At 66.1% G+C, this 19,107-nt stretch carries 13 protein-coding genes and 1 tRNA gene; 11 read left to right on the top strand and 3 right to left on the bottom strand.

Features of this window, described 5'->3' with window-relative positions; genetic code table 11:
* Positions 1–46: 46 nt before the first annotated feature.
* Both ASE70_RS07070 and crtY read right to left on the bottom strand, forming a co-directional pair.
* Positions 47–1,525: a phytoene desaturase gene (locus ASE70_RS07070; RefSeq protein ID WP_056502889.1), complete on the bottom strand. Its 1,479-nt coding sequence runs from the start codon at positions 1,523–1,525 to the stop codon at positions 47–49.
* On the bottom strand, positions 1,522–2,685 hold the full coding sequence (crtY, locus tag ASE70_RS07065) for a lycopene beta-cyclase CrtY (RefSeq protein WP_056395428.1): 1,164 nt from the start codon (positions 2,683–2,685) through the stop codon (positions 1,522–1,524). Before crtY ends, ASE70_RS07070 begins: the two co-directional genes overlap by 4 nt.
* Before the next feature lie 252 nt (positions 2,686–2,937).
* On the opposite strand from crtY, the gene ASE70_RS07060 reads away from it, so the two are divergent.
* From ASE70_RS07060 to ASE70_RS07035, 6 genes are all read left to right on the top strand, one after another.
* Positions 2,938–3,750: a sterol desaturase family protein gene (locus ASE70_RS07060; RefSeq protein ID WP_056395431.1), complete on the top strand. Its 813-nt coding sequence runs from the start codon at positions 2,938–2,940 to the stop codon at positions 3,748–3,750.
* Positions 3,665–4,105 (top strand): DUF2141 domain-containing protein, encoded by a 441-nt coding sequence (locus ASE70_RS07055; protein WP_235519654.1) that lies wholly within the window; start codon positions 3,665–3,667, stop codon positions 4,103–4,105. The genes ASE70_RS07060 and ASE70_RS07055 overlap by 86 nt, the downstream gene beginning before the upstream one ends.
* Positions 4,106–4,173: 68 nt before the next feature.
* A complete protein-coding gene (locus ASE70_RS07050; protein ID WP_056395434.1) occupies positions 4,174–5,043 on the top strand; it encodes a MipA/OmpV family protein in 870 nt (289 codons plus the stop codon).
* Between the two features lie 765 nt (positions 5,044–5,808).
* Entirely contained in the window at positions 5,809–7,494 is a 1,686-nt protein-coding gene (locus ASE70_RS07045) for an ABC transporter ATP-binding protein (RefSeq protein ID WP_056502887.1), read from the top strand.
* Positions 7,478–8,563 carry an efflux RND transporter periplasmic adaptor subunit gene (locus tag ASE70_RS07040; RefSeq protein ID WP_056502884.1) on the top strand — a complete coding sequence of 362 codons (1,086 nt, stop codon included), beginning with the start codon at positions 7,478–7,480 and terminating at the stop codon, positions 8,561–8,563. The genes ASE70_RS07045 and ASE70_RS07040 overlap by 17 nt, the downstream gene beginning before the upstream one ends.
* The gene (locus ASE70_RS07035; RefSeq protein WP_082450826.1) at positions 8,560–9,999 is read left to right on the top strand and encodes a TolC family protein; all 1,440 of its coding nucleotides are present in this window, start codon (positions 8,560–8,562) and stop codon (positions 9,997–9,999) included. The genes ASE70_RS07040 and ASE70_RS07035 overlap by 4 nt, the downstream gene beginning before the upstream one ends.
* A gap of 384 nt (positions 10,000–10,383) precedes the next feature.
* Here the strand turns inward: ASE70_RS07035 and ASE70_RS07030 are convergent.
* A tRNA-Leu gene (locus ASE70_RS07030) sits at positions 10,384–10,470 on the bottom strand.
* A 135-nt stretch (positions 10,471–10,605) separates the two neighbouring features.
* Here ASE70_RS07030 and ASE70_RS07025 point away from each other — a divergent pair.
* The 5 genes from ASE70_RS07025 (at position 10,606) to gltB (ending at position 19,099) form a co-directional block, all read left to right on the top strand.
* Complete coding sequence (locus ASE70_RS07025; RefSeq protein WP_056502882.1) at positions 10,606–11,550, top strand: complex I NDUFA9 subunit family protein; 945 nt, start codon at positions 10,606–10,608, stop codon at positions 11,548–11,550.
* Positions 11,547–12,392, top strand: a complete 846-nt coding sequence (locus ASE70_RS07020; RefSeq protein ID WP_056502880.1) for an undecaprenyl-diphosphate phosphatase — start codon at positions 11,547–11,549, stop codon at positions 12,390–12,392. The genes ASE70_RS07025 and ASE70_RS07020 overlap by 4 nt, the downstream gene beginning before the upstream one ends.
* Before the next feature lie 151 nt (positions 12,393–12,543).
* Positions 12,544–13,989 (top strand): NAD(P)-dependent oxidoreductase, encoded by a 1,446-nt coding sequence (locus tag ASE70_RS07015; RefSeq protein WP_056502878.1) that lies wholly within the window; start codon positions 12,544–12,546, stop codon positions 13,987–13,989.
* Positions 13,986–14,570 (top strand): DUF2059 domain-containing protein, encoded by a 585-nt coding sequence (locus ASE70_RS07010; protein WP_082438742.1) that lies wholly within the window; start codon positions 13,986–13,988, stop codon positions 14,568–14,570. The genes ASE70_RS07015 and ASE70_RS07010 overlap by 4 nt, the downstream gene beginning before the upstream one ends.
* A complete protein-coding gene (gene gltB / locus ASE70_RS07005; protein ID WP_056502875.1) occupies positions 14,567–19,099 on the top strand; it encodes a glutamate synthase large subunit in 4,533 nt (1,510 codons plus the stop codon). Before ASE70_RS07010 ends, gltB begins: the two co-directional genes overlap by 4 nt.
* Positions 19,100–19,107 lie beyond the last annotated feature (8 nt).

Below are 19,107 nucleotides of genomic sequence, written 5' to 3'. Positions count from 1 at the left end.
CGGGCCTACCCACCCCCTCCCTTGTCGGGGAGGGGAGCAGGATGCGTTAGTCCTCCCCGCCCAGCATCAGCGCCGCCGTCGCCTTGGCACTGCCGACCACGCCCGGAATCCCCGCGCCCGGATGGGTGCCCGCGCCCACGACATACAGGTTCGGGATGTCGTCGTCGCGGTTGTGCGCGCGGAAATAGGCGCTCTGCGTCAGGATTGGCTCCAGCGAGAAGGCCGAGCCGTGATACGCGTTCAGATCGTGGGTGAAGTCGCTCGGCATATAGCTGAACTTCGTCACGATCCGGTCGTGGATGTCGGGGATCAGGCGGCGACCGACCTCGTCCAGAATCCGCTTTTCGAGGATCGGGCCGATCTTGTCCCAGTCGACCGGGAACTTGCCGGTGTGCGGCACCGGGCACAGCGCGTAGAAGGTCGAATGCCCCTCGGGCGCCATCGACGGGTCGGTGACGGTCGGGTGGTGGAGGTAGAGCGAGAAATCCTCGCTGAGGACGCCATGGTCGTAAATGTCGGCGAGCAGCCCCTTATAGCGCGGGCCGAACAGGATCATGTGGTGCGGGATGCCCGGCCACGTGCCCTTGATGCCGAAATGGACGACGAACAGCGACGGCGAAAAACGCTTCTTTTCGAGGCGCTTGACCTTGCGCTGCGCGCTGCGCGATCCGGCCAGCAGATCCTTGTAGCTGTGCATCAGATCGGCGTTGGTCGCCACCATGTCGGCGGCGATCACCGTGCCGCTCTTCGTGGTGACGCCGGTCGCGCGGTCGCCCAATGTGTCGATGCTGGCTACGGGATCGTTCAGGATCAGCGTGCCGCCCAGCTTTTCGAACAGGCGGACCATGCCGGCGACCAGCTTGTTGGTGCCGCCCAGCGCGAACCAGACGCCGCCGTCGCGCTCCAGCTTGTGGATCAGCGCATAGATGCTGCTGGTCTTCATCGGATCGCCGCCGACCAGCAGGGTGTGGAATGACAATGCCTGACGCAGCTTCTCGTTCTTCACGAACGACGACACGATCGAATAGACCGATCGCCATGCCTGGTACTTCGCCAGCGCCGGCGCGGCCTTGATCATCGAGGCGAAGTCGAGGAACGGCACATGGCCCAGCTTCACATAGCCTTCCTCGTACACGCCCGCCGAATATTCGAGGAAACGGGCATAGCCGGCGATGTCGCCGGGATCGAGCTTGGCGATTTCGGAGCGCAGCAGCGTGTCGTCGTTGGTATAGTCGAAATTGGTGCCGTCGGGCCAGTTGAGCCGGTAGAAGGGCGACACCGCCTGCAGCGTCACGTCCTCTGCCATGTCGCGGCCGGTCAGCTGCCACAGTTCCTGCAACGCTTCGGGGGCGGTGATGACGGTCGGGCCGGCGTCGAAGACGAAGCCGTCGCGTTCCCAGTAATAGGCACGGCCGCCGGGCTTGTCCCGCCCTTCGACCAGCGTCGTCTGTACGCCGGCGGATTGCAGGCGGATGGCGAGCGCGAGGCCGCCGAACCCCGCACCGATTACGACTGCCGTCTTCACCCCTGTCTCCCCACCAAAGCCTGTACCGCACGTCCGATCGGTACCGGCGGTTTGCCTGTCAGCACGCGCAATTTGTCGAACAGCGTCGACCCGCCGGCATAGAAACGCCCGACCAGTCCCGCATCCAGACGGTAGAAGCGTTCGAGCACGCGGTAGCGTTCCGCCGGTTCCGCCGCCCGGAACAACATCGTCGCCAGCATCCGGTAGAATCGCCGCTGCCGCCACAAAGTCGCGGCATAATCATGGGTCAGCGTGTGCAGCGCACCGCCCGACCAGTCGCCGCTGTCGGCGACCAGATGCGCGAGGCGCACCGCATCGGGCAGCGAATAGCCGGTAAGCGGATGGAACAGCCCGGCGCGCATCCCGCCCTTCGCGACGCGATTGCCGCCCGAGCGCCAATATTCCTCGAAATCGCCGCCCATCGCGACCGGTAGCACGCCGGTCTCGCTGCGGCCGACGCGGGCGATGTTCCAGCCCTGCGCCTGCGCATAGCCGGCGATGCGCCCGGCCAGCAGCTGCGTGTCGATATCGGGGGTGTCGCTGTAATAAGTGTCCTCGACGAACAGCGTCGAGGCATCGAACGGCAGGGTATAGACGAAGCGATAGCCGTCGAGCTGTTCGACCGAACCGTCCATGACGATCGGCCGCTCGACGCCGTGCAGGTCGTCGGTGACCAGCTCCATCCCCATGAATTTCTGCCAGCCGAGGTCGAGCAGCGACGTATCGCCGGGACCGCGACAGTCGATCACGCCCTGCGCCTCGACCCGGTCGCCATCGGCGAGGACGACCGCGGTCGGGCTGGCCCCCAGCACGCGGACCGATGGCATCAGCGTCTCGCGCGACAGCGTCTGGCGCAACACCGTATCGAGCCGTTCGGAGGTGATCGAATAATAAGCGGTGTCGAGCGTACGGGCATGGGCGGGGAAAACGATGTCGTAGCCGCGCCACGCATGGGCGATGAGCGGGGCGACCAGCGCGCGATGGTCGTCCGACACGTCGCTGCCGAAGAACGACCAGACATGGTTGCCGCCGAAATGCGATGCGCCCTCGATCAGGCGGATGCGCGCATCGGGCCGCCGCTTCGCCGCCGCCAGCGCGATCAACGCACCGGCAAGCCCTCCGCCGACGATGGCGAGGTCGCAGTGATGGATGGTTGGCATGGGATGGCCCTAGGGGAGGGCGGCAACAGTAGCAACGGCGCGTACAAAATCCTCCCCGCGAGCGGGAAGGGGGACCATGCGTGGCATAGTGGAGGGGGAGCGCCGCATACGAAGCCGTTGTTTTCGTGGATGCCCCCCTCCACCACCGCCTTCGGCGACGGTCCCCCTCCCCGTGCCGGGGAGGATTTTGGGTGCCCTTCCCCGGGAGGATCTGGGGTGTCATCCGGTCCTGCAATCCGCTACAGCGGCTGCATGTCGATCCCGTTGGCTATCTTCCTGTCCGCCGTGGCGATGACGGCGATCGTCGGCGTCCGCTATCTGCTGGCGTCGGCCGGGTTTGCCTTTGCGACGCGTAGCAAGCATCCGGGGCTGTACCGCGGACTCGACGCACAGATCGCGAAGGAAATCCGCTGGTCGCTGTTGTCCGCCGCGATCTACGGCGTGCCGGCGGGCATCGTGGCGTGGGGCTGGGAGCATCGCGGCTGGACGGCAATCTACCGCGACGTCCACGCCTATCCCTTATGGTATCTGCCGGTATCGGTGCTGCTGTACCTCTTTGCGCACGACACCTGGTTCTACTGGACGCATCGCTGGATGCACCGGCCGAAATGGTTTCGCATCGCCCATGCCGTCCACCATGCCAGCCGACCGCCGACGGCGTGGGCGGCAATGGCGTTCCACCCGATCGAAGCGTTAACCGGCGCTGTGGTAATTCCGTTACTGGTATTCGTCATTCCGATTCACACCGGCGCACTGGCGTTGGTGCTGACGATCATGACGGTTATGGGGGTAACCAACCATATGGGGTGGGAAATGTTCCCGCGATTCATGTGGTCGGGGCGATTGGGCGGCTGGCTGATTACCGCCAGCCATCATCAGAGGCATCATGAGCGCTATGGCTGCAATTTCGGGCTCTATTTCCGCTTCTGGGACCGGTTGTGCGGCACCGATGGCGGGCTGGGCGACTTCGAAAAGGAACGTGCGCGCGTCGCGCGGCGGGCGAATCGCGCTGGCGGCGCTGGCGCTGGCGACGCTGCCGGGGGCCATGCCGACCGGCACGCTTGACGTCCGTATCGCCGACCTGCGGTCGGCCAAGGGCGTCATCCGCCTGTGCCTGACCGCCGATCCGAAGAATTTTCCCGGTTGCACCGACGACCGCAATGCCGTCACCCGCACCTTTGCCGCGGCGGAGCGCGGCGTACGCATCGCCGGGCTGGGGCGTGGCGATTATGCCGTATCGGTGATCCACGACGAGAACAACAATTCGAAGCTCGACACCTTTGCCGGCATCCCGCGCGAGGGCTTCGGATTCTCGCGCAATCCGGCGATCCGGTTCGGCCCGCCCGCCTTCAGCGCGGCGGAGTTCCCGGTCGCGAGTGATGTAACCATGCAACAGGTGCGGATTCGCTATCTGCTATAGTAGTCGCGACGGACCGAAGCGCGCGGCGTAGCGTTACGGCCGGGTAACATTTTCTCGGAGCTACGCCCTTGCGCGCCTTTCTTGCCGCCGTCCTGACCGCCGCCGCCGTTGCCGGCCCCGCCTTCGCACAGGAAGCGGCGACCCCGGCGGTGCCGGCATCGTCGCTGCCCAACACCGATACCGGTGCCGATTTCTACGTCGTCGGCCTCGGCGCGGCGGTGCTGCCCGATTACGAAGGGTCGGACGATTATTCGTTCAGCCCGGTGCCGGCCGCGACCGGCCGCGTGTCGGGGTTCAACTTCCTGCTCGCCGGCAACCGCGTCAGCGTCGACCTGATCCCCGACGGCATCGGCCCGACCTGGGATTTCCAGGCCGGGCCGATCGCGGTCGTGAACCTCAACCGCAATTCGACCAAGGGCATCGACGATGCCCAGGTCCGTGCACTGGGCACGGTCGATACCGCGATCGAACTGGGCGGCTATGTCGGGTTGGGCAAGACCGGGGTCATCACCTCGCAATTCGACCGGCTGTCGGCATCGGTCAGCTATCGCAAGGACGTGGGCGGCGGCCACAAGTCGACGGTGCTGGCACCGACGATCAACTATGTGACGCCGCTCAGCACGCGCGCCATCGTCGGGGTGATCGTGTCGGCCGAACGGGTCGGCGAAGGCTATGCCGACAGCTATTTCTCGGTCACGCCGGCGCAGTCGCTGGCAAGCGGCCTGCCGGTCTACAACGCGCGGGGCGGGTGGAAGAACTGGACGCTCGGCCTGCTCGGTGGCCGGTCGATCAGCGGTGACCTGCGCTCGGGCTGGCAGCTGTTCGGCACCGTCGTCTATCGCAAGCTGCTGAACGATTTCGCCGACAGCCCGATCGTCGCGCGCAACGGGTCGAGCAACCAGTGGCTCGGTGCGGTCGGGGTCGCCTACAGCTTCTGATTTGGCGTCGGATCGGGCGGGTAGGTTCGGACCGGCGAGACTGCCGCGAAGGTGCTGAGTCCTGCCCCCTGCCGTACCCTCGCGCATGCGGGGGGCCAGACCGTTGCCGCTGTAGGCGAGCAATATCGGCTCGCGTACCCCCCGCGCAGGCGGGGGTCCAGGGTTCCAGGCACAAGCCGTTGTTCTGCTTGGCTCTGGACCCCCGCCTGCGCGGGGGTACGGCGAGGTTGTGGCGACGCTTGCGAGTTTCGCAGCGGTCTCGATGATCGCATTGCTGCGTTGCGGCGAACTAGGACCGATCGACATTCAGCTGCCAAGCCAGCGATCTGCTCCCCTCCCTGACAAGGGAGGGGCTGGGGGTGGGTAGGTTCGGGTCTGGCGAGACGCTCCTTCGCGGGCCAACCCACCCCCGACCCCTCCCTTGTCAGGGAGGGGAGAAGTCGAAACCTTAGTGAATGTCGATCGGCTCTAGAACGCCACCGACTGCTATCATCTCCAACGACCTCCGGATATCGGCCGGCACTGGCCATGTGCTGGCCCGGCAACCCCTCCGCGTCTTACGCCGGTTCGCACGATAGCGATCGTCGACGGTCGTAAGAGGCCGAAGCTCGCGCCCATCCGTCGGCAAATGGTGCACAGCAACAATTTTTAACATCGCGCCCGATACACAGACGGGATTTTCGACGTAAGGCGCGGCAGGGCGGTCTGGCGTCGGTAGCATGGGGCGATGGCGACCGGTTCCGGACGCAGGAATAGGGGTGTGCTTTGGCGACGCAACGACTGGGGTTCCGGGATGCGATCGGCTGGCTGTCGCAGATCATCGGTCCCGACTCGGCCTATGTGCGGCTCGGCATCGTCTATACCGTCGCGATCAGCCTGCTGGCGCTCGCGACGCCGATCTCGGTGCAGTTGTTGATCAACAGCGTCGCCAATACGGCGATGCCCGCGCCGCTATGGGCGCTGTCGGGGGTCCTGCTGCTGCTGCTGTTGATGGTGGTGGCGCTGAGTGCGCTCCGCGTCTGGATCATGGCGGGGTTCGAACGTCGCCTGTTCTCGCGCATCGTCGCCGAAGTCACGTTGCGCGCGGTGCATGCGCAGGACCCGTTCTTCACCGATGGCAATCGCGGCGACCTGTTCAACCGTTTTTTCGATCTGGTCGTCGTCCAGAAATCGGTGCCGAGCCTGGTGATCGGTGCCTTCACCATCGTGTTGCAGGCGGCGATCGGGCTGACCATCACCAGCTTCTATCATCCGGTCTTTCTCGCGTTCAACGTCGTGCTGGTCGCGGCCATCTTCATCGTGTGGCTGATCTGGCGGCGGGGCGCGATCGGCGGGGCGGTCGCGCTGAGCCACGCCAAGCACAAGGCCGCCCACTGGCTGGAAAGTGTCGGCGGATCGAACGGCTTCTATAAATCGTCGCGCCATCTGGATTTCGCGATGCAGCGTTCGGAAGCGGTGACCGCCAGCTATGTCGACACGCATCGGCGCTATTTCTGGTATCAGTTCGCGCAAACGGTCGCGTTCCTGCTGATCTATGCCTTTGCCAGTGCCGGGCTGCTCCTGCTGGGCGGCATGTTGATCCTGCACGGGCAATTGTCGCTGGGGCAGTTGGTCGCCGCCGAGCTGATCCTGTCGGGCGTCTTTTACGGCATTTCGCAGTTCGGCTGGTATCTCGACACGTTCTACGAACTGGTCGCGAGTTCGGAGGAATTGTCGCTGCTGTTCGCTATTCCGCAGGAAACCACCGTGCGCGGTGACCATGGTCCGCGCGACGGTGCGGTGAAGCTGACCGACGTGGTGCTCGACGGTGCGCGCTATACGCTGGCGCTGGGGGCGGGCGAACAACTGGTCACCGTCGCCGAACCGGGAGCCGAGCGGCGGCTGGCGATGCTGCTGAAACGCCATGCGCTCCCCGAACGGGGGCTGCTTCGCATCGGAGGGGCCGATCCCGGCTCGTTCGACATCTACCGGTTGCGATCGGACGTGACGGTGCTCGACCGCTCGACCATCGTCGAGGCGACGATCCGCCAGTATCTTCGCCTCGCGTCCGAAGACCTTGACGAGGTGGCGATGGAGGCGCTGGCGACGGTCGGTCTCGAACGCCGCCTCGCCAGCCTGCCCAAGGGGCTCGACACGCAGCTAGGATCGACCGGCTATCCGCTCAGCGTCGGCGAGACGATGGCGCTGAAGCTCGCCAATGCGCTGCTGGTCCGGCCGAAGCTGTTGCTGCTCGGCCAGCTGTACGACCTGTTGCCGCCCGAACGGCTGGCCGCGGCGCTGCGGCTGCTGAAGGCGCATGGCACGACCGTGCTGCTGTGTACCGGACGGCCCGAGGATCTGGAACTCGACGGCTATCTCCATCTCGGCATGACCGAACAACGCCGATTCGACCGGCTTGCCGATCTGCAGGCCGTAGCCAACCGGGAGGGTGCAGATGACGCATCGGCCTGAACAACTGGCGCATTTCCGCACGCTGGCGGCGCTGCGTCCGCCGCGCGTGGCGGTGGCGATCGCGTGGATGCTGGTCGTCGGCATCGCGGCGGCGGCGGTCGTGCTGTTCGTGGTGCCGTGGGTACAAACCGCGCAGGGACGCGGGCAGATCGTGTCGCTCGACCCCGACGACCGTGCGCAGGAGGTGACGGCGCTGGTGCCGGGGCGGGTCGAGCGCTGGTATGTGCAGGACGGGCAGCATGTCGGACGCGGCGACCCGATCGCGCGCATCGTCGACCTTGACCCCAATCTGCTGTCGCGGCTGGCGGCCGAACGCGCGCAGGTGCTGGCCGAGATCGCATCGGTGCAACAGGCGCAGGCCGTCGCGCAGATCGATGTCGGGCGGATGCGGCAGCTCTATTCCGAAGGGCTGGCGTCGCGGCGCGATTACGAACAGGCGCAGATCAAGGTCGCCGAGTCAGGGGCGAAGCTGGCCGAATCGCGCGCCAAGCTGAACCGCATCGACGTGCAGCTCAACCGGCAGTCGGCGCAGCTGGTGCGGGCACCGCGCGATGGCCGTATCCAGAATCTGAACGCGGCGACGGGCGGTGCGCTGCTGACGGCGGGGACCGTCCTTGCCGTCGTCGCGCCCGAACGGGTCGAGCGCGCGGTCGAATTGCTGATCGACGGCCGCGACGTGCCGCTGCTGCGGCCGGGGCGTCCGGTACGGCTGGAGTTCGAAGGCTGGCCGGCGATCCAGTTCAGCGGCTGGCCGTCGATCGCGCACGGCTTTTTCGACGGGCGCGTCCGCACGATCGATCCGAATGCCAATATGCAGGGGCTGTTCCGCATCCTCGTCGAACCGGCCCCCGGCAAGCCGGCATGGCCCGAACGACGCTTCGTCCGGCTGGGCGGCAAGGTGCAGGGCTGGGTTCAGGGCGAGACGGTGACCGTCGGGTATGAACTCTGGCGGCAGTTGAACGACTTCCCCCTCGAATTCGGCCAGACTGCGACCGACAAGACTGCGGGGTCGGCCGGCGAGAAGGAGGAAGAGAGGACGATCGCGACGAAAGCGGGCAAGCCGAAATGATCCGGTCCGGCCTCCTGTCCGCGCTGGTCGCCGCTCAACTGTCGGTCGCGCCCGCCGTCGCACGACAGGTTCCTCCGGCCCCCGTGCCCGCCACGGCACCGCTGACCCTCGACGAGGTGTTGCGCGCCTCGGCCCGCGCCGCGCCGCAGATCGTCGAGGCGCTGGCGAAGGTTCGCGCGGCGCAGGGGCGTGCCGTCACCGCCGACGGGGCGTTCGATACCGTGTTCGACGCCGAGGGCCGCTCGCGCGCGCTCGGCTATTATGACGGGACCTATGTCACCGGGCGGGCGACCCGTCCGCTGACCGGCAATGGCGGCTATGTCTATGGCAATTACCGCGTCAGCCGCGGCGATTTCCCCGTGTATGAGGATGAACACTATACCAACCGGCTGGGCGAGGCGAAGGTCGGCGCTCTCTATGCGTTGTTGCGCGACCGGCTGATCGACGAGCGCCGGACGAAGCGGACGCTGGCGTCGGGGGACATCGACATCGCGCAGTTCGAGCGCGGTGCGGTGGCGATCGGCGTGCAGCGGCGTGCGATCGACGCCTATCAGAACTGGGTCGCGGCCGGGTTGCGCCTGCGCGCCTATCGCGACCTGCTCGCCCTGTCGGAAAGCCGTCGCGGCGGCCTTGCGCGGCAGGTCCAGCTGGGTGCCCGGCCCGAAATCCTGCTGGCGGAGAACGATCAGAATCTCGTCCGCCGGCGCGCGCTGGTGGTCCGCGCGGAGGGCGATTTCGCGGCGGCGGCGAATGCCCTGTCGCTCTATTTCCGCGATGGTGCGGGGGAACCGGTGCTGGTCGGTCCCGAGCGTCTGCCGAACGATCTCGGCGCGCTGGCCGGCGTAGCCGCTGTCGCCCGTGCCGACTTCGCACAGCGCCGCCCCGATCTGCAGATGCTGCTGACCCGGATCGATCAGGGGACGGCGCGGCTGGCGCTGGCGGAGAACGACCTGCGCCCCCGGCTCGACCTGCGCGGCGAGGTCGGCAAGGATGTCGGCCCGGTGGGGCTGGGCGGAGCGTCGCGGACCCCGCTGGAGACGGCGGTCGGCTTCCGTTTCTCGATGCCGTTGCAGAATCGTGTGGCCAAGGGGCGCATCGTCGAAGCGCAGGCCGAACTGGACGCGTTGTCGGCGCGCAGCCGCTTCCTGCGCGACCAGATCACGGTCGAAGTGGAGGGCATCGCGATCGGCGTCGGCGCGGCCGAGCAGCTGGCGGTGATCGCCGAACAGGAACGCCAGCTCGCCGAGCGACTGGCCGCAGCCGAGCGACGACGGTTCGAACTGGGGTCGAGCGACTTTTTCCTCGTCAACCAGCGCGAGGAAACGGCGAACGACGCGCGCGTCCGCGTGATCGAGGCGCAGGCACGAATCGCCGCCGCCCGCGCCGAACTCGCCGCCGCCACCGCCGATCGTGGGGCACTGGGTCTCGATCCCTGACGCGGGCAACGATGTCGCAACATTCGCGCCGACCGCCGGGCGGGATGCGTAGTCGCCACCCCGTGCGGTTGCGGACCCGGGGGTTAGGTGCTGCCAAGGACGGTACGGCAATTGTTGTGCAGCGAGGCGCTTTCGACCCTAACCCGCATGGCCTTCGGGTACGATCGCTTGGCCTGCCGCACGGGCTTCCCAGATACGCATTATCACCGTGATCCACCTCGATCGTATCGTGACGGGGGTGTCCAGTCGCGTCCGCCGCGAGCGCGACGGTTCGATTCGTACGGTATCGAGGCGTAGCCGACGTGCAGCCTGAAAGATCGGTTGGGGCAAGGTTCTCCGGGGATCGTGCTGGACGATCCCCGCGCATGTTCATGCTGTGAGAAATGGTGCCCAGAAGAGGACTCGAACCTCCACGACCTTGCGATCGCCAGCACCTGAAGCTGGTGCGTCTACCAATTCCGCCATCTGGGCACGGGGTAGGAGGGGGCCTCTACGGGGGCGTCGGGGGGGTGTCAACAACTTGTTTCGCGATTTTACGTTGTCCTTGCCGTTTGGATGCGGGAACGGCATGGGGCGTGGCATACAGGCCAAGCAAAGGCGGGCACGATGAAGAACCAGTTGGTGACGCTGTTCGGCGGTGGCGGTTTCGTCGGCCGCTATGTCGTACAGGAATTGTTGAAGGCGGGCGCCCGCGTCCGCATCGCGCAGCGCGATCCGCGCCAGGCGCTGCACCTGCGGACGCAGGGCGGCCTTGGCCAAACCCAGTTCGTCGCAGCCGACCTGTCGCGTCCCGACACGCTGGCGCGGGCGGTTGCGGGTTCGGATGCGGTCGTGAACCTCGTCGGCATTCTCGACGGCGATTTCGACAAGGTCCATGTCACCGGCGCGCGCAACGTCGCCGAGGCGGCGGCAGCGGCCGGGGCGAAGGCGTTCGTCCAGATTTCGGCGATCGGGGCCGATCCGGCGTCGCCATCCGCCTATGGCCGGTCGAAGGCGGCGGGCGAGGATGCGGTGCGCGCTGCGTTCCCGCATGCCACGATCCTGCGCCCATCGATCGTGTTCGGGCGCGAGGACGGCTTCGTCAATCGCTTCGCCGGCATGATCGCGGGTGCGCCGGCGCTGATCGGACGGCCGATCGTCCCGGTGATGGCAGCGGCGACCCGGTTCCAGCCGATCTATGTCGTCGATCTGGCGCAGGTGGTGGCAAAGGCGCTGGCCGATCCCGACCGGTTCGGTGGCCAGACCTATGCGATCGGTGGCCCGGACGTCATCTCGATGGGCGAACTCAACCACTGGATCGCCCGCGCGATCGGCCGCGACGTGCGCTTCGTCGAGATTGCCAACGAGCTCGGCGGCCTGATCGCCGCGCTGCCGTTCACCCCGATCAGCAAGGATCAGTGGTCGATGCTGTCGCGCGACAATGTCGTCACCGGCGACGTGGCCGGGATCGACGCGTTCGATATCCGCCCGGTGCCGTTGTCGACGGTCGCGCCCGAATGGCTGGTCGCGTATCGCAAGAATGGCCGCTTCAACAAAGTCGCCCGGGTATGAGCAGCGCGCAATCGTGGTTCGAAGCCGCGATCCTGGGGGTGATTCAGGGGCTGACCGAGTTTTTGCCGGTCTCCTCCAGCGCGCATCTGCGCATCGCCGGCGCGTTCCTGCCGTCGGGCACCGATCCGGGTGCCGCCTTCACCGCGATCATCCAGATCGGGACCGAGGCGGCGGTACTGCTGTATTTCCGCAAGGACATCTGGCGGATCGCGACGGCGTGGCTGGGCCAGTTCTTCGGGAAGCGGTCGGCGCACGACGCCGACAATGCCCGGATCGGCTGGCTGGTCATCATCGGCACGCTGCCGATCGTGGTGCTCGGGTTGTTGTTCAAGGACGCGATTGAGACGTCATTGCGCAATTTATGGTTCACGGCGTTCAGCCTGATCGGGTTCGGCATCCTGCTCGGCATCGCCGACCGGGTCGGGCGGCGGCGCTGGGGGATCGACCGGCTGGGCTGGGGCAGCGGCATCGCGTTCGGTTTCGCGCAGGCGATGGCGTTGCTGCCGGGCGTATCGCGGTCGGGCGGTACGATCACCGCCGGGTTGTTCATGGGGTTCACCCGCGAAGCGGCGGCGCGGTATTCGTTCCTGCTCGCGATTCCTGCCGTGCTGGCATCGGGGCTGTACCAGTTGCTCAAGACCTGGGGGCAGTTCGGTCCCTATGGTCCCGGGCCGACGTTGCTGGCGACCGGTATTTCGTTCGTCGTGGGATATGCATCGATCGTCGGATTCCTGAAGCTCGTATCGACGCGGGGGTATATGGCGTTCGTCGTGTATCGCGTGTTGCTGGGTAGCGCGTTGATTATCCTCCTATCTCAAGGACGACTAATGCCGCTGGGATAGGACCGGTACGGCCATAATTAGCCTAGTTAAGAATTGATCGCAGTAGTAACTGGAGTTATACCGCCTTATTGGGTCAGCTATGCTTACCTAATGATCGTTTATTGCGTGACTTGGCTCGCCAAATATGCTTTCCAAACCATCGGAGGGCATCATGGCCGATCAAGCAATGCTGAAGTTCGTTTCGCGTCCCCAGGCCTATCCGGCAAAGCGGGAAGCCGAATTGCGTGCGGAAGACTTCCGCGAGATCGCGGAGCGCTACGCTCCGCCGACCGCCGAGGATCAGGCGGGACGCTGCTCGCAATGCGGCGTCCCCTATTGCTCGGTCCATTGTCCGCTGCACAATCATATTCCCGACTGGCTGCGCCTGACCGCCGAAGGGCGGTTGCAGGAAGCGTATCAGCTGTCGAACAGCACCTCGACCATGCCCGAAATCTGCGGCCGCATCTGTCCGCAGGACCGGCTGTGCGAGGGCAATTGCGTCATCGAATTTTCGGGCCATGGCGCGGTCACGATCGGGTCGGTCGAGAAATTCATCACCGACACCGCATGGGAAAATGGCTGGGTCGAGCCGGTTGCGGTCGGGCCGGCGCGTGGCGCATCGGTCGGGATCATCGGTGCGGGGCCGGCGGGGCTGGCAGCGGCCGAATGGCTGCGCAACCTCGGCTATGAGGTCCACGTCTATGACCGGTACGACCGCGCGGGCGGGCTGCTGACCTATGGCATTCCCGGCTTCAAGCTGGAAAAGCCGGTGGTGATGCGCCGGGTCGAGCGGTTGAAGGAAGGCGGCATCGTCTTCCACGAAGGGTTCGAGGTCGGCCGCGATGCCAAGCTCGACGAGCTGCGGGCAAAACACGACGCGATCCTGATCGCGACCGGCGTCTACAAGCCGCGTGCGATCAAGGCACCCGGCGTCGGCAGCGGCGGGGTGGTCGATGCGCTCGATTATCTGACGACGTCGAACAAGGTCGGCTTCGGCGACAGCGTGCCGGCCTATGACGACGGCTCGCTCAATGCGGCCGGCAAGAATGTCGTCGTCGTCGGCGGCGGCGATACCGCGATGGACTGCGTCCGCACCGCGATCCGCCAGGGCGCGAAGTCGGTGAAGTGCCTCTATCGCCGCGACCGTGCCAACATGCCGGGATCGCAGCGCGAAGTCGCCAATGCCGAGGAAGAGGGCGTCGAGTTCGTCTGGCTCTCCGCCCCCGCCGCGTTCGACGATCGCGACGGACAGGTCGTGCAGGTGCGCGCGACGGGGATGCGCCTCGGCGCGCCCGACGCATCGGGCCGCCGCGCGCCGGAAACCGACCCGGGCAACGAGTTCGTCCTCGACGCCGATCTGGTGGTGAAGGCGCTGGGCTTCGATGCCGAGGATCTGCCGACGCTGTTCGATGCGCCGGAGCTGGGGGTGACCCGCTGGGGCACGGTGCGCGTCGATGGCAAGTCGATGATGACGTCGCTCGACGGCGTGTTCGCGGCGGGCGATATCGTGCGTGGCGCATCGTTGGTCGTATGGGCGATCCGCGATGGGCGCGATGTGACCGACCGGATGCATGCGTATCTCAAGGCGAAGGCCAAGGTGGCGAAGGTGGCGGCGTGAAGGCGCTCCTCGCAGCTGCAGTTTTTCTGATGCCGGCGATTGCGACGGCTCAAGCCCCTGCAACGCCTGCTGCCGCTACCGCCATTGAACCTGCACGACTTGCAGCGGCCAAACGGGTCGTGGACGCGGTGTTTCCGGCAGCGCAGCGAGCGCAGATGATGGAGGCGCTGGTCGGGAGCATCAGCAACGCGATGCTCGGAAGCTTCCAGCAACAGCCCGATATTGCCCGAATGATTAAAACGGAACCGCGCTCCCGGCCGGTATTCGAACGGTTCATCGCACGACAGCAGGCGAAGACCGCGGCAACGATAAAGGCAAACCTGCCCGGCATGGTCGATGCCATGTCGAACGCCTATGCGCGTCGCTTCACGGAAGCGCAGCTCAAGGAAATGCAGACCTTCTTCGAAACGCCGACGGGGCGCGTCTATGTCGCGCAGTCGATGACGATCATGTCCGACCCGGATGTCGCGGCATGGCAAGCGAAGGTGCAGAGCGAAAGCATCGCGACACTTGGCACCGACGCGAAAGAATTTGTTCAGGAACTGATGGCGCTCGCGCCAGCCAAGGAGGCAAAGCAATGACCGACATGACCTCCGAACGCCTCCGCCTCGCCAACGAAGGCATGTACCGCCCCGAATATGAGGGCGACGCCTGTGGTGTCGGCATGGTCGCCGCGACCGATGGCAAGCCGTCGCGCCGGGTCGTCCAGTCGGCGATCGATGCGCTGCGCGCCGTGTGGCACCGGGGCGCGGTCGATGCCGATGGCAAGACCGGCGACGGTGCCGGCATCCATGTCGACCTGCCGCATCGCTTCTTCGATGATGCGATCGCCGCGTCGGGGCACAAGCCGCTGCATGCGCGGCTCGCGGTCGGCATGGTGTTCATGCCGCGCACCGATCTGGGTGCGCAGGAAACCTGCCGCACGCTGGTCGAATCGGAGATCATCGAGGCGGGCTGGTCGATCTATGGCTGGCGGCAGGTGCCGGTCGACGTGTCGGTCATCGGCATGAAGGCGCAGGCGACCCGCCCCGAGATCGAGCAGATCATGATCGCCGGCCCCGCGCCCGAGGACATGGACGAGGCCGAGTTCGAGAAGAACCTGTATCTGGTCCGCAGGCGTATCGAAAAGCGGATCATCGCCGCACAGATCACCGGTTTCTATTTCTGTTCGCTGTCGTGCCGCTCGATCATCTACAAGGGGCTGTTCCTTGCCGAGAGCCTGTCGGATTTCTATCCCGACCTGACCGACGAACGCTTCGAATCGCGCGTCGCGATCTTTCACCAGCGTTATTCGACCAACACCTTCCCGCAATGGTGGCTGGCGCAGCCGTTCCGCTGCCTTGCCCATAATGGCGAGGTCAACACGATCCGCGGCAACAAGAACTGGATGCTCAGCCACGAGATCAAGATGGCGAGCATCGCGTTCGGCGAACGGTCGGAGGACATCAAGCCGGTGATCCCGGCCGGCGCGTCGGACACGGCGGCGCTGGACGCGGTGTTCGAGACGATCTGTCGTTCGGGTCGTGACGCGCCGACCGCCAAGCTGATGCTGGTACCCGAGGCGTGGCAGGGCGCGGCGGACATGCCCGAAGCGCATACCGCGATGTATGACTATCTGGCGAGCGTGATGGAGCCATGGGACGGCCCGGCGGCGCTGGCGATGACCGATGGCCGCTGGGCGGTCGCGGGGCTGGACCGCAACGCGCTGCGGCCGCTGCGTTACACGATCACCGGTGACGGGTTGCTGATCGTCGGGTCGGAAGCGGGCATGGTCCCGGTCGCCGAGGCGACGGTGGTCGAGAAGGGGCGACTGGGGCCAGGCGAGATGCTCGCCGTCGATCTGAGCGAGGGCAAGCTCTACAAGGATCGCGCGATCAAGGACAAGATCGCGGGTGAGGCGGACTATGCCGCGATGACCGGCAAGTTCCTGACGATCGACGACCTGCCCGCCGCCAGCGCCGAACCGCTCCGCTACGACCGGGCCGAACTGGCGCGGCGGCAGGTGTGCGCCGGACAGACGCTGGAGGACATGGAGCTGATCCTGTCGCCGATGGTCGAAGGGGCCAAGGAAGCGATCGGATCGATGGGCGACGATACGCCGCTGGCGGTCATCTCCGACAAGCCGCGCCTCATCAGCCATTTCTTCCGCCAGAATTTCAGCCAGGTCACCAACCCGCCGATCGATCCGCTGCGGGAGCGGTACGTCATGTCGCTCAAGACGCGGTTCGGCAATCTTGCCAACATCCTCGACGCGGCCGACCGCGGAAATGCGGTGCTGGTGCTCGACAGCCCGGTGCTGACCAACACCGACTGGCTGCGGCTTAAAGGCCATTTCGGCACGCAGGCGGCGGAGATCGACTGCACCTTCCCGGCGGGTGAGGGGCCGGAGGCGCTGCGCGCCGCCATCGCCCGCATCCGGGCACAGGCCGAACAGGCGGTGCGCGAAGGGCGCAGCGAGCTGTTCCTGACCGACGAGCATCTCGACGCGACCAAGGTGCCGATCGCCGGCGTGCTGGCGGCGGCGGCGGTGCATACGCATCTGGTCCGCAAGGGGCTGCGCTCCTACGCATCGATCAACGTGCGGTCGTCCGAATGCCTCGACACCCATTATTATGCGGTGCTGATCGGGGTCGGCGCGACGACGGTGAACGCCTATCTGGCCGAAGCCGCCATCGCCGATCGCCATGCGCGCGGGCTGTTCGGGGAGATCGGCATGGACGAGGCGCTGAAGCGCCATCGTACCGCGATCGACGAAGGGCTGCTGAAAATCCTGTCGAAGATGGGGATCGCGGTGATCTCCAGCTATCGCGGCGGCTATAATTTCGAGGCGGTGGGATTGAGCCGCGCGCTGGTCAACGACTTCTTCCCCGGCATGCCCGCCAAGATTTCGGGCGAGGGCTATCATTCGCTGCACGTCAACGCGACCGAACGGCATGAAGCGGCATTCGACACGGCGGTGGCGACGCTGCCGATCGGCGGCTTCTATCGCCAGCGTGGCGGCGGCGAGGCGCATGCCTATTCGGCGCAGCTGATGCACCTGTTGCAGACGGCGGTCGCGACCGACAGCTATTCGACCTACATGCAGTTCTCGCGCGGGGTCCGCGACCTGCCGCCGGTCTATCTGCGCGACGTGCTGGAGTTCAACTTCCCGGAAACCGGCGTGGCGATCGATCAGGTCGAGGCGATCACCGAGATCCGCAAGCGGTTCGTGACGCCGGGCATGTCGCTCGGCGCGTTGAGCCCCGAAGCGCATGAGACGCTGGCGATCGCGATGAACCGGATCGGCGCGAAGGCGGTGTCGGGTGAGGGCGGCGAGGATTCGATCCGCTATCAGCCATATGAGAATGGCGACAACGGCAATTCGGTCATCAAGCAGGTGGCGTCGGGCCGGTTCGGCGTCACCGCCGAATATCTCAACGCCTGCGACGAGATCGAGATCAAGGTCGCGCAGGGGGCCAAGCCCGGCGAGGGCGGACAGTTGCCCGGCTTCAAGGTGACCGAGTTCATCGCCAAGCTGCGCCATGCGACGCCGGGGGTGACCCTCATCAGCCCACCGCCGCACCACGACATCTATTCGATCGAGGATCTGGCGCAGCTGATCTATGATCTGAAGCAGATCAACCCGAAGGCGCGGGTGTGCGTGAAGCTCGTGTCGTCGGCCGGGATCGGCACGGTGGCGGCGGGCGTGGCGAAGGCGCATGCCGACGTCATTCTGGTGTCGGGCCATGTCGGCGGGACCGGGGCGTCCCCACAGACGTCGATCAAATATGCCGGCACGCCGTGGGAAATGGGGCTGTCGGAGGTCAACCAGACGCTGACGCTGAACGGCCTGCGTGGTCGGGTAGTGCTGCGCACCGACGGCGGCCTCAAGACCGGGCGCGACATCGTCGCCGCCGCGATTCTGGGGGCCGAAGAGTTCGGCATCGGCACGCTGTCGCTGGTGGCGATGGGCTGCATCATGGTGCGCCAGTGCCACAGCAACACCTGCCCGGTCGGCGTGTGCGTGCAGGACGAGCGGCTGCGCGCCAAGTTCACGGGGACCCCGGAAAAGGTCATCAACCTGATGACCTTCATCGCCGAGGAAGTGCGCGAGATCCTGTCGCGTCTGGGCGTCCGCAGCCTGAACGACGTGGTCGGGCGGACCGAGTTCCTGCGGCAGGTCAGCCGCGGGGCCGAGCATCTCGACGATCTCGACCTGAACCCGATCCTCGCGAAGGTCGATGCCGACGAGAGCGAGCGGCGGTTCAGCCTGTCGACCTTCCGCAACGAAGTGCCCGACAGCCTCGATGCGCAGATGATCAAGGATGCGGCGGCGGTCTTCTCCCGCGGGGAGAAGATGCAGCTGACCTATTCGGTGCGCAACACCCACCGCGCGGTCGGCACCCGGCTGTCGTCGGAGATCACCCGCACGTTCGGCATGTCGAAGCTGGCCGATGGCCATGTCACGGTGCGGCTGCGCGGCAGTGCCGGGCAGAGCCTCGGCGCGTTCCTGTGCAAGGGCATCAAGCTGGAAGTGTTCGGCGACGCCAACGACTATGTCGGCAAGGGGTTGTCGGGCGGCACGATCATCGTGCGGCCGATGGTGTCGTCGCCGCTGCGCAGCCACGAGAATACGATCGTCGGCAATACCGTGCTGTACGGCGCGACCAGCGGCAAGCTGTTCGCGGCGGGGCAGGCGGGCGAGCGTTTCGCGGTCCGCAATTCGGGCGCGACCGTGGTGGTCGAGGGCTGTGGCGCCAATGGCTGCGAATATATGACCGGCGGTGTCGCGGTGGTGCTGGGGCGGACCGGCACGAATTTCGGGGCGGGCATGACCGGCGGCATGGCGTTCATCTACGACCATGACGCCAGCTTCGAACGCAACCACAATCCGGAGAACATCACGCTCCACCGGCTGGGATCGGCGCATTGGGAAGGGGTGCTGAAGGATCTGATCGCCCAGCATCATGCCGCCACCGACAGCAAATGGTCGGGCGCGATCCTCGAGGATTGGGACCGGTGCAAGGGTCGGTTCTGGCAGGTGGTGCCGAAGGAAATGCTGACGCGGCTGCCGCACCAGTTGCTCGACGATGCGGCGGGGGAACCGGGACAGGCGGTCGCCGCCGCCTGAACCAGCGC

This window comes from Sphingomonas sp. Leaf22 (assembly GCF_001421715.1).
In the GTDB taxonomy this organism is placed as follows: Bacteria; Pseudomonadota; Alphaproteobacteria; order Sphingomonadales; family Sphingomonadaceae; genus Sphingomonas.
The sequence above is the reverse complement of the archived record's forward strand: the minus strand, read 5'-3'. Positions and strand labels throughout refer to the sequence as shown.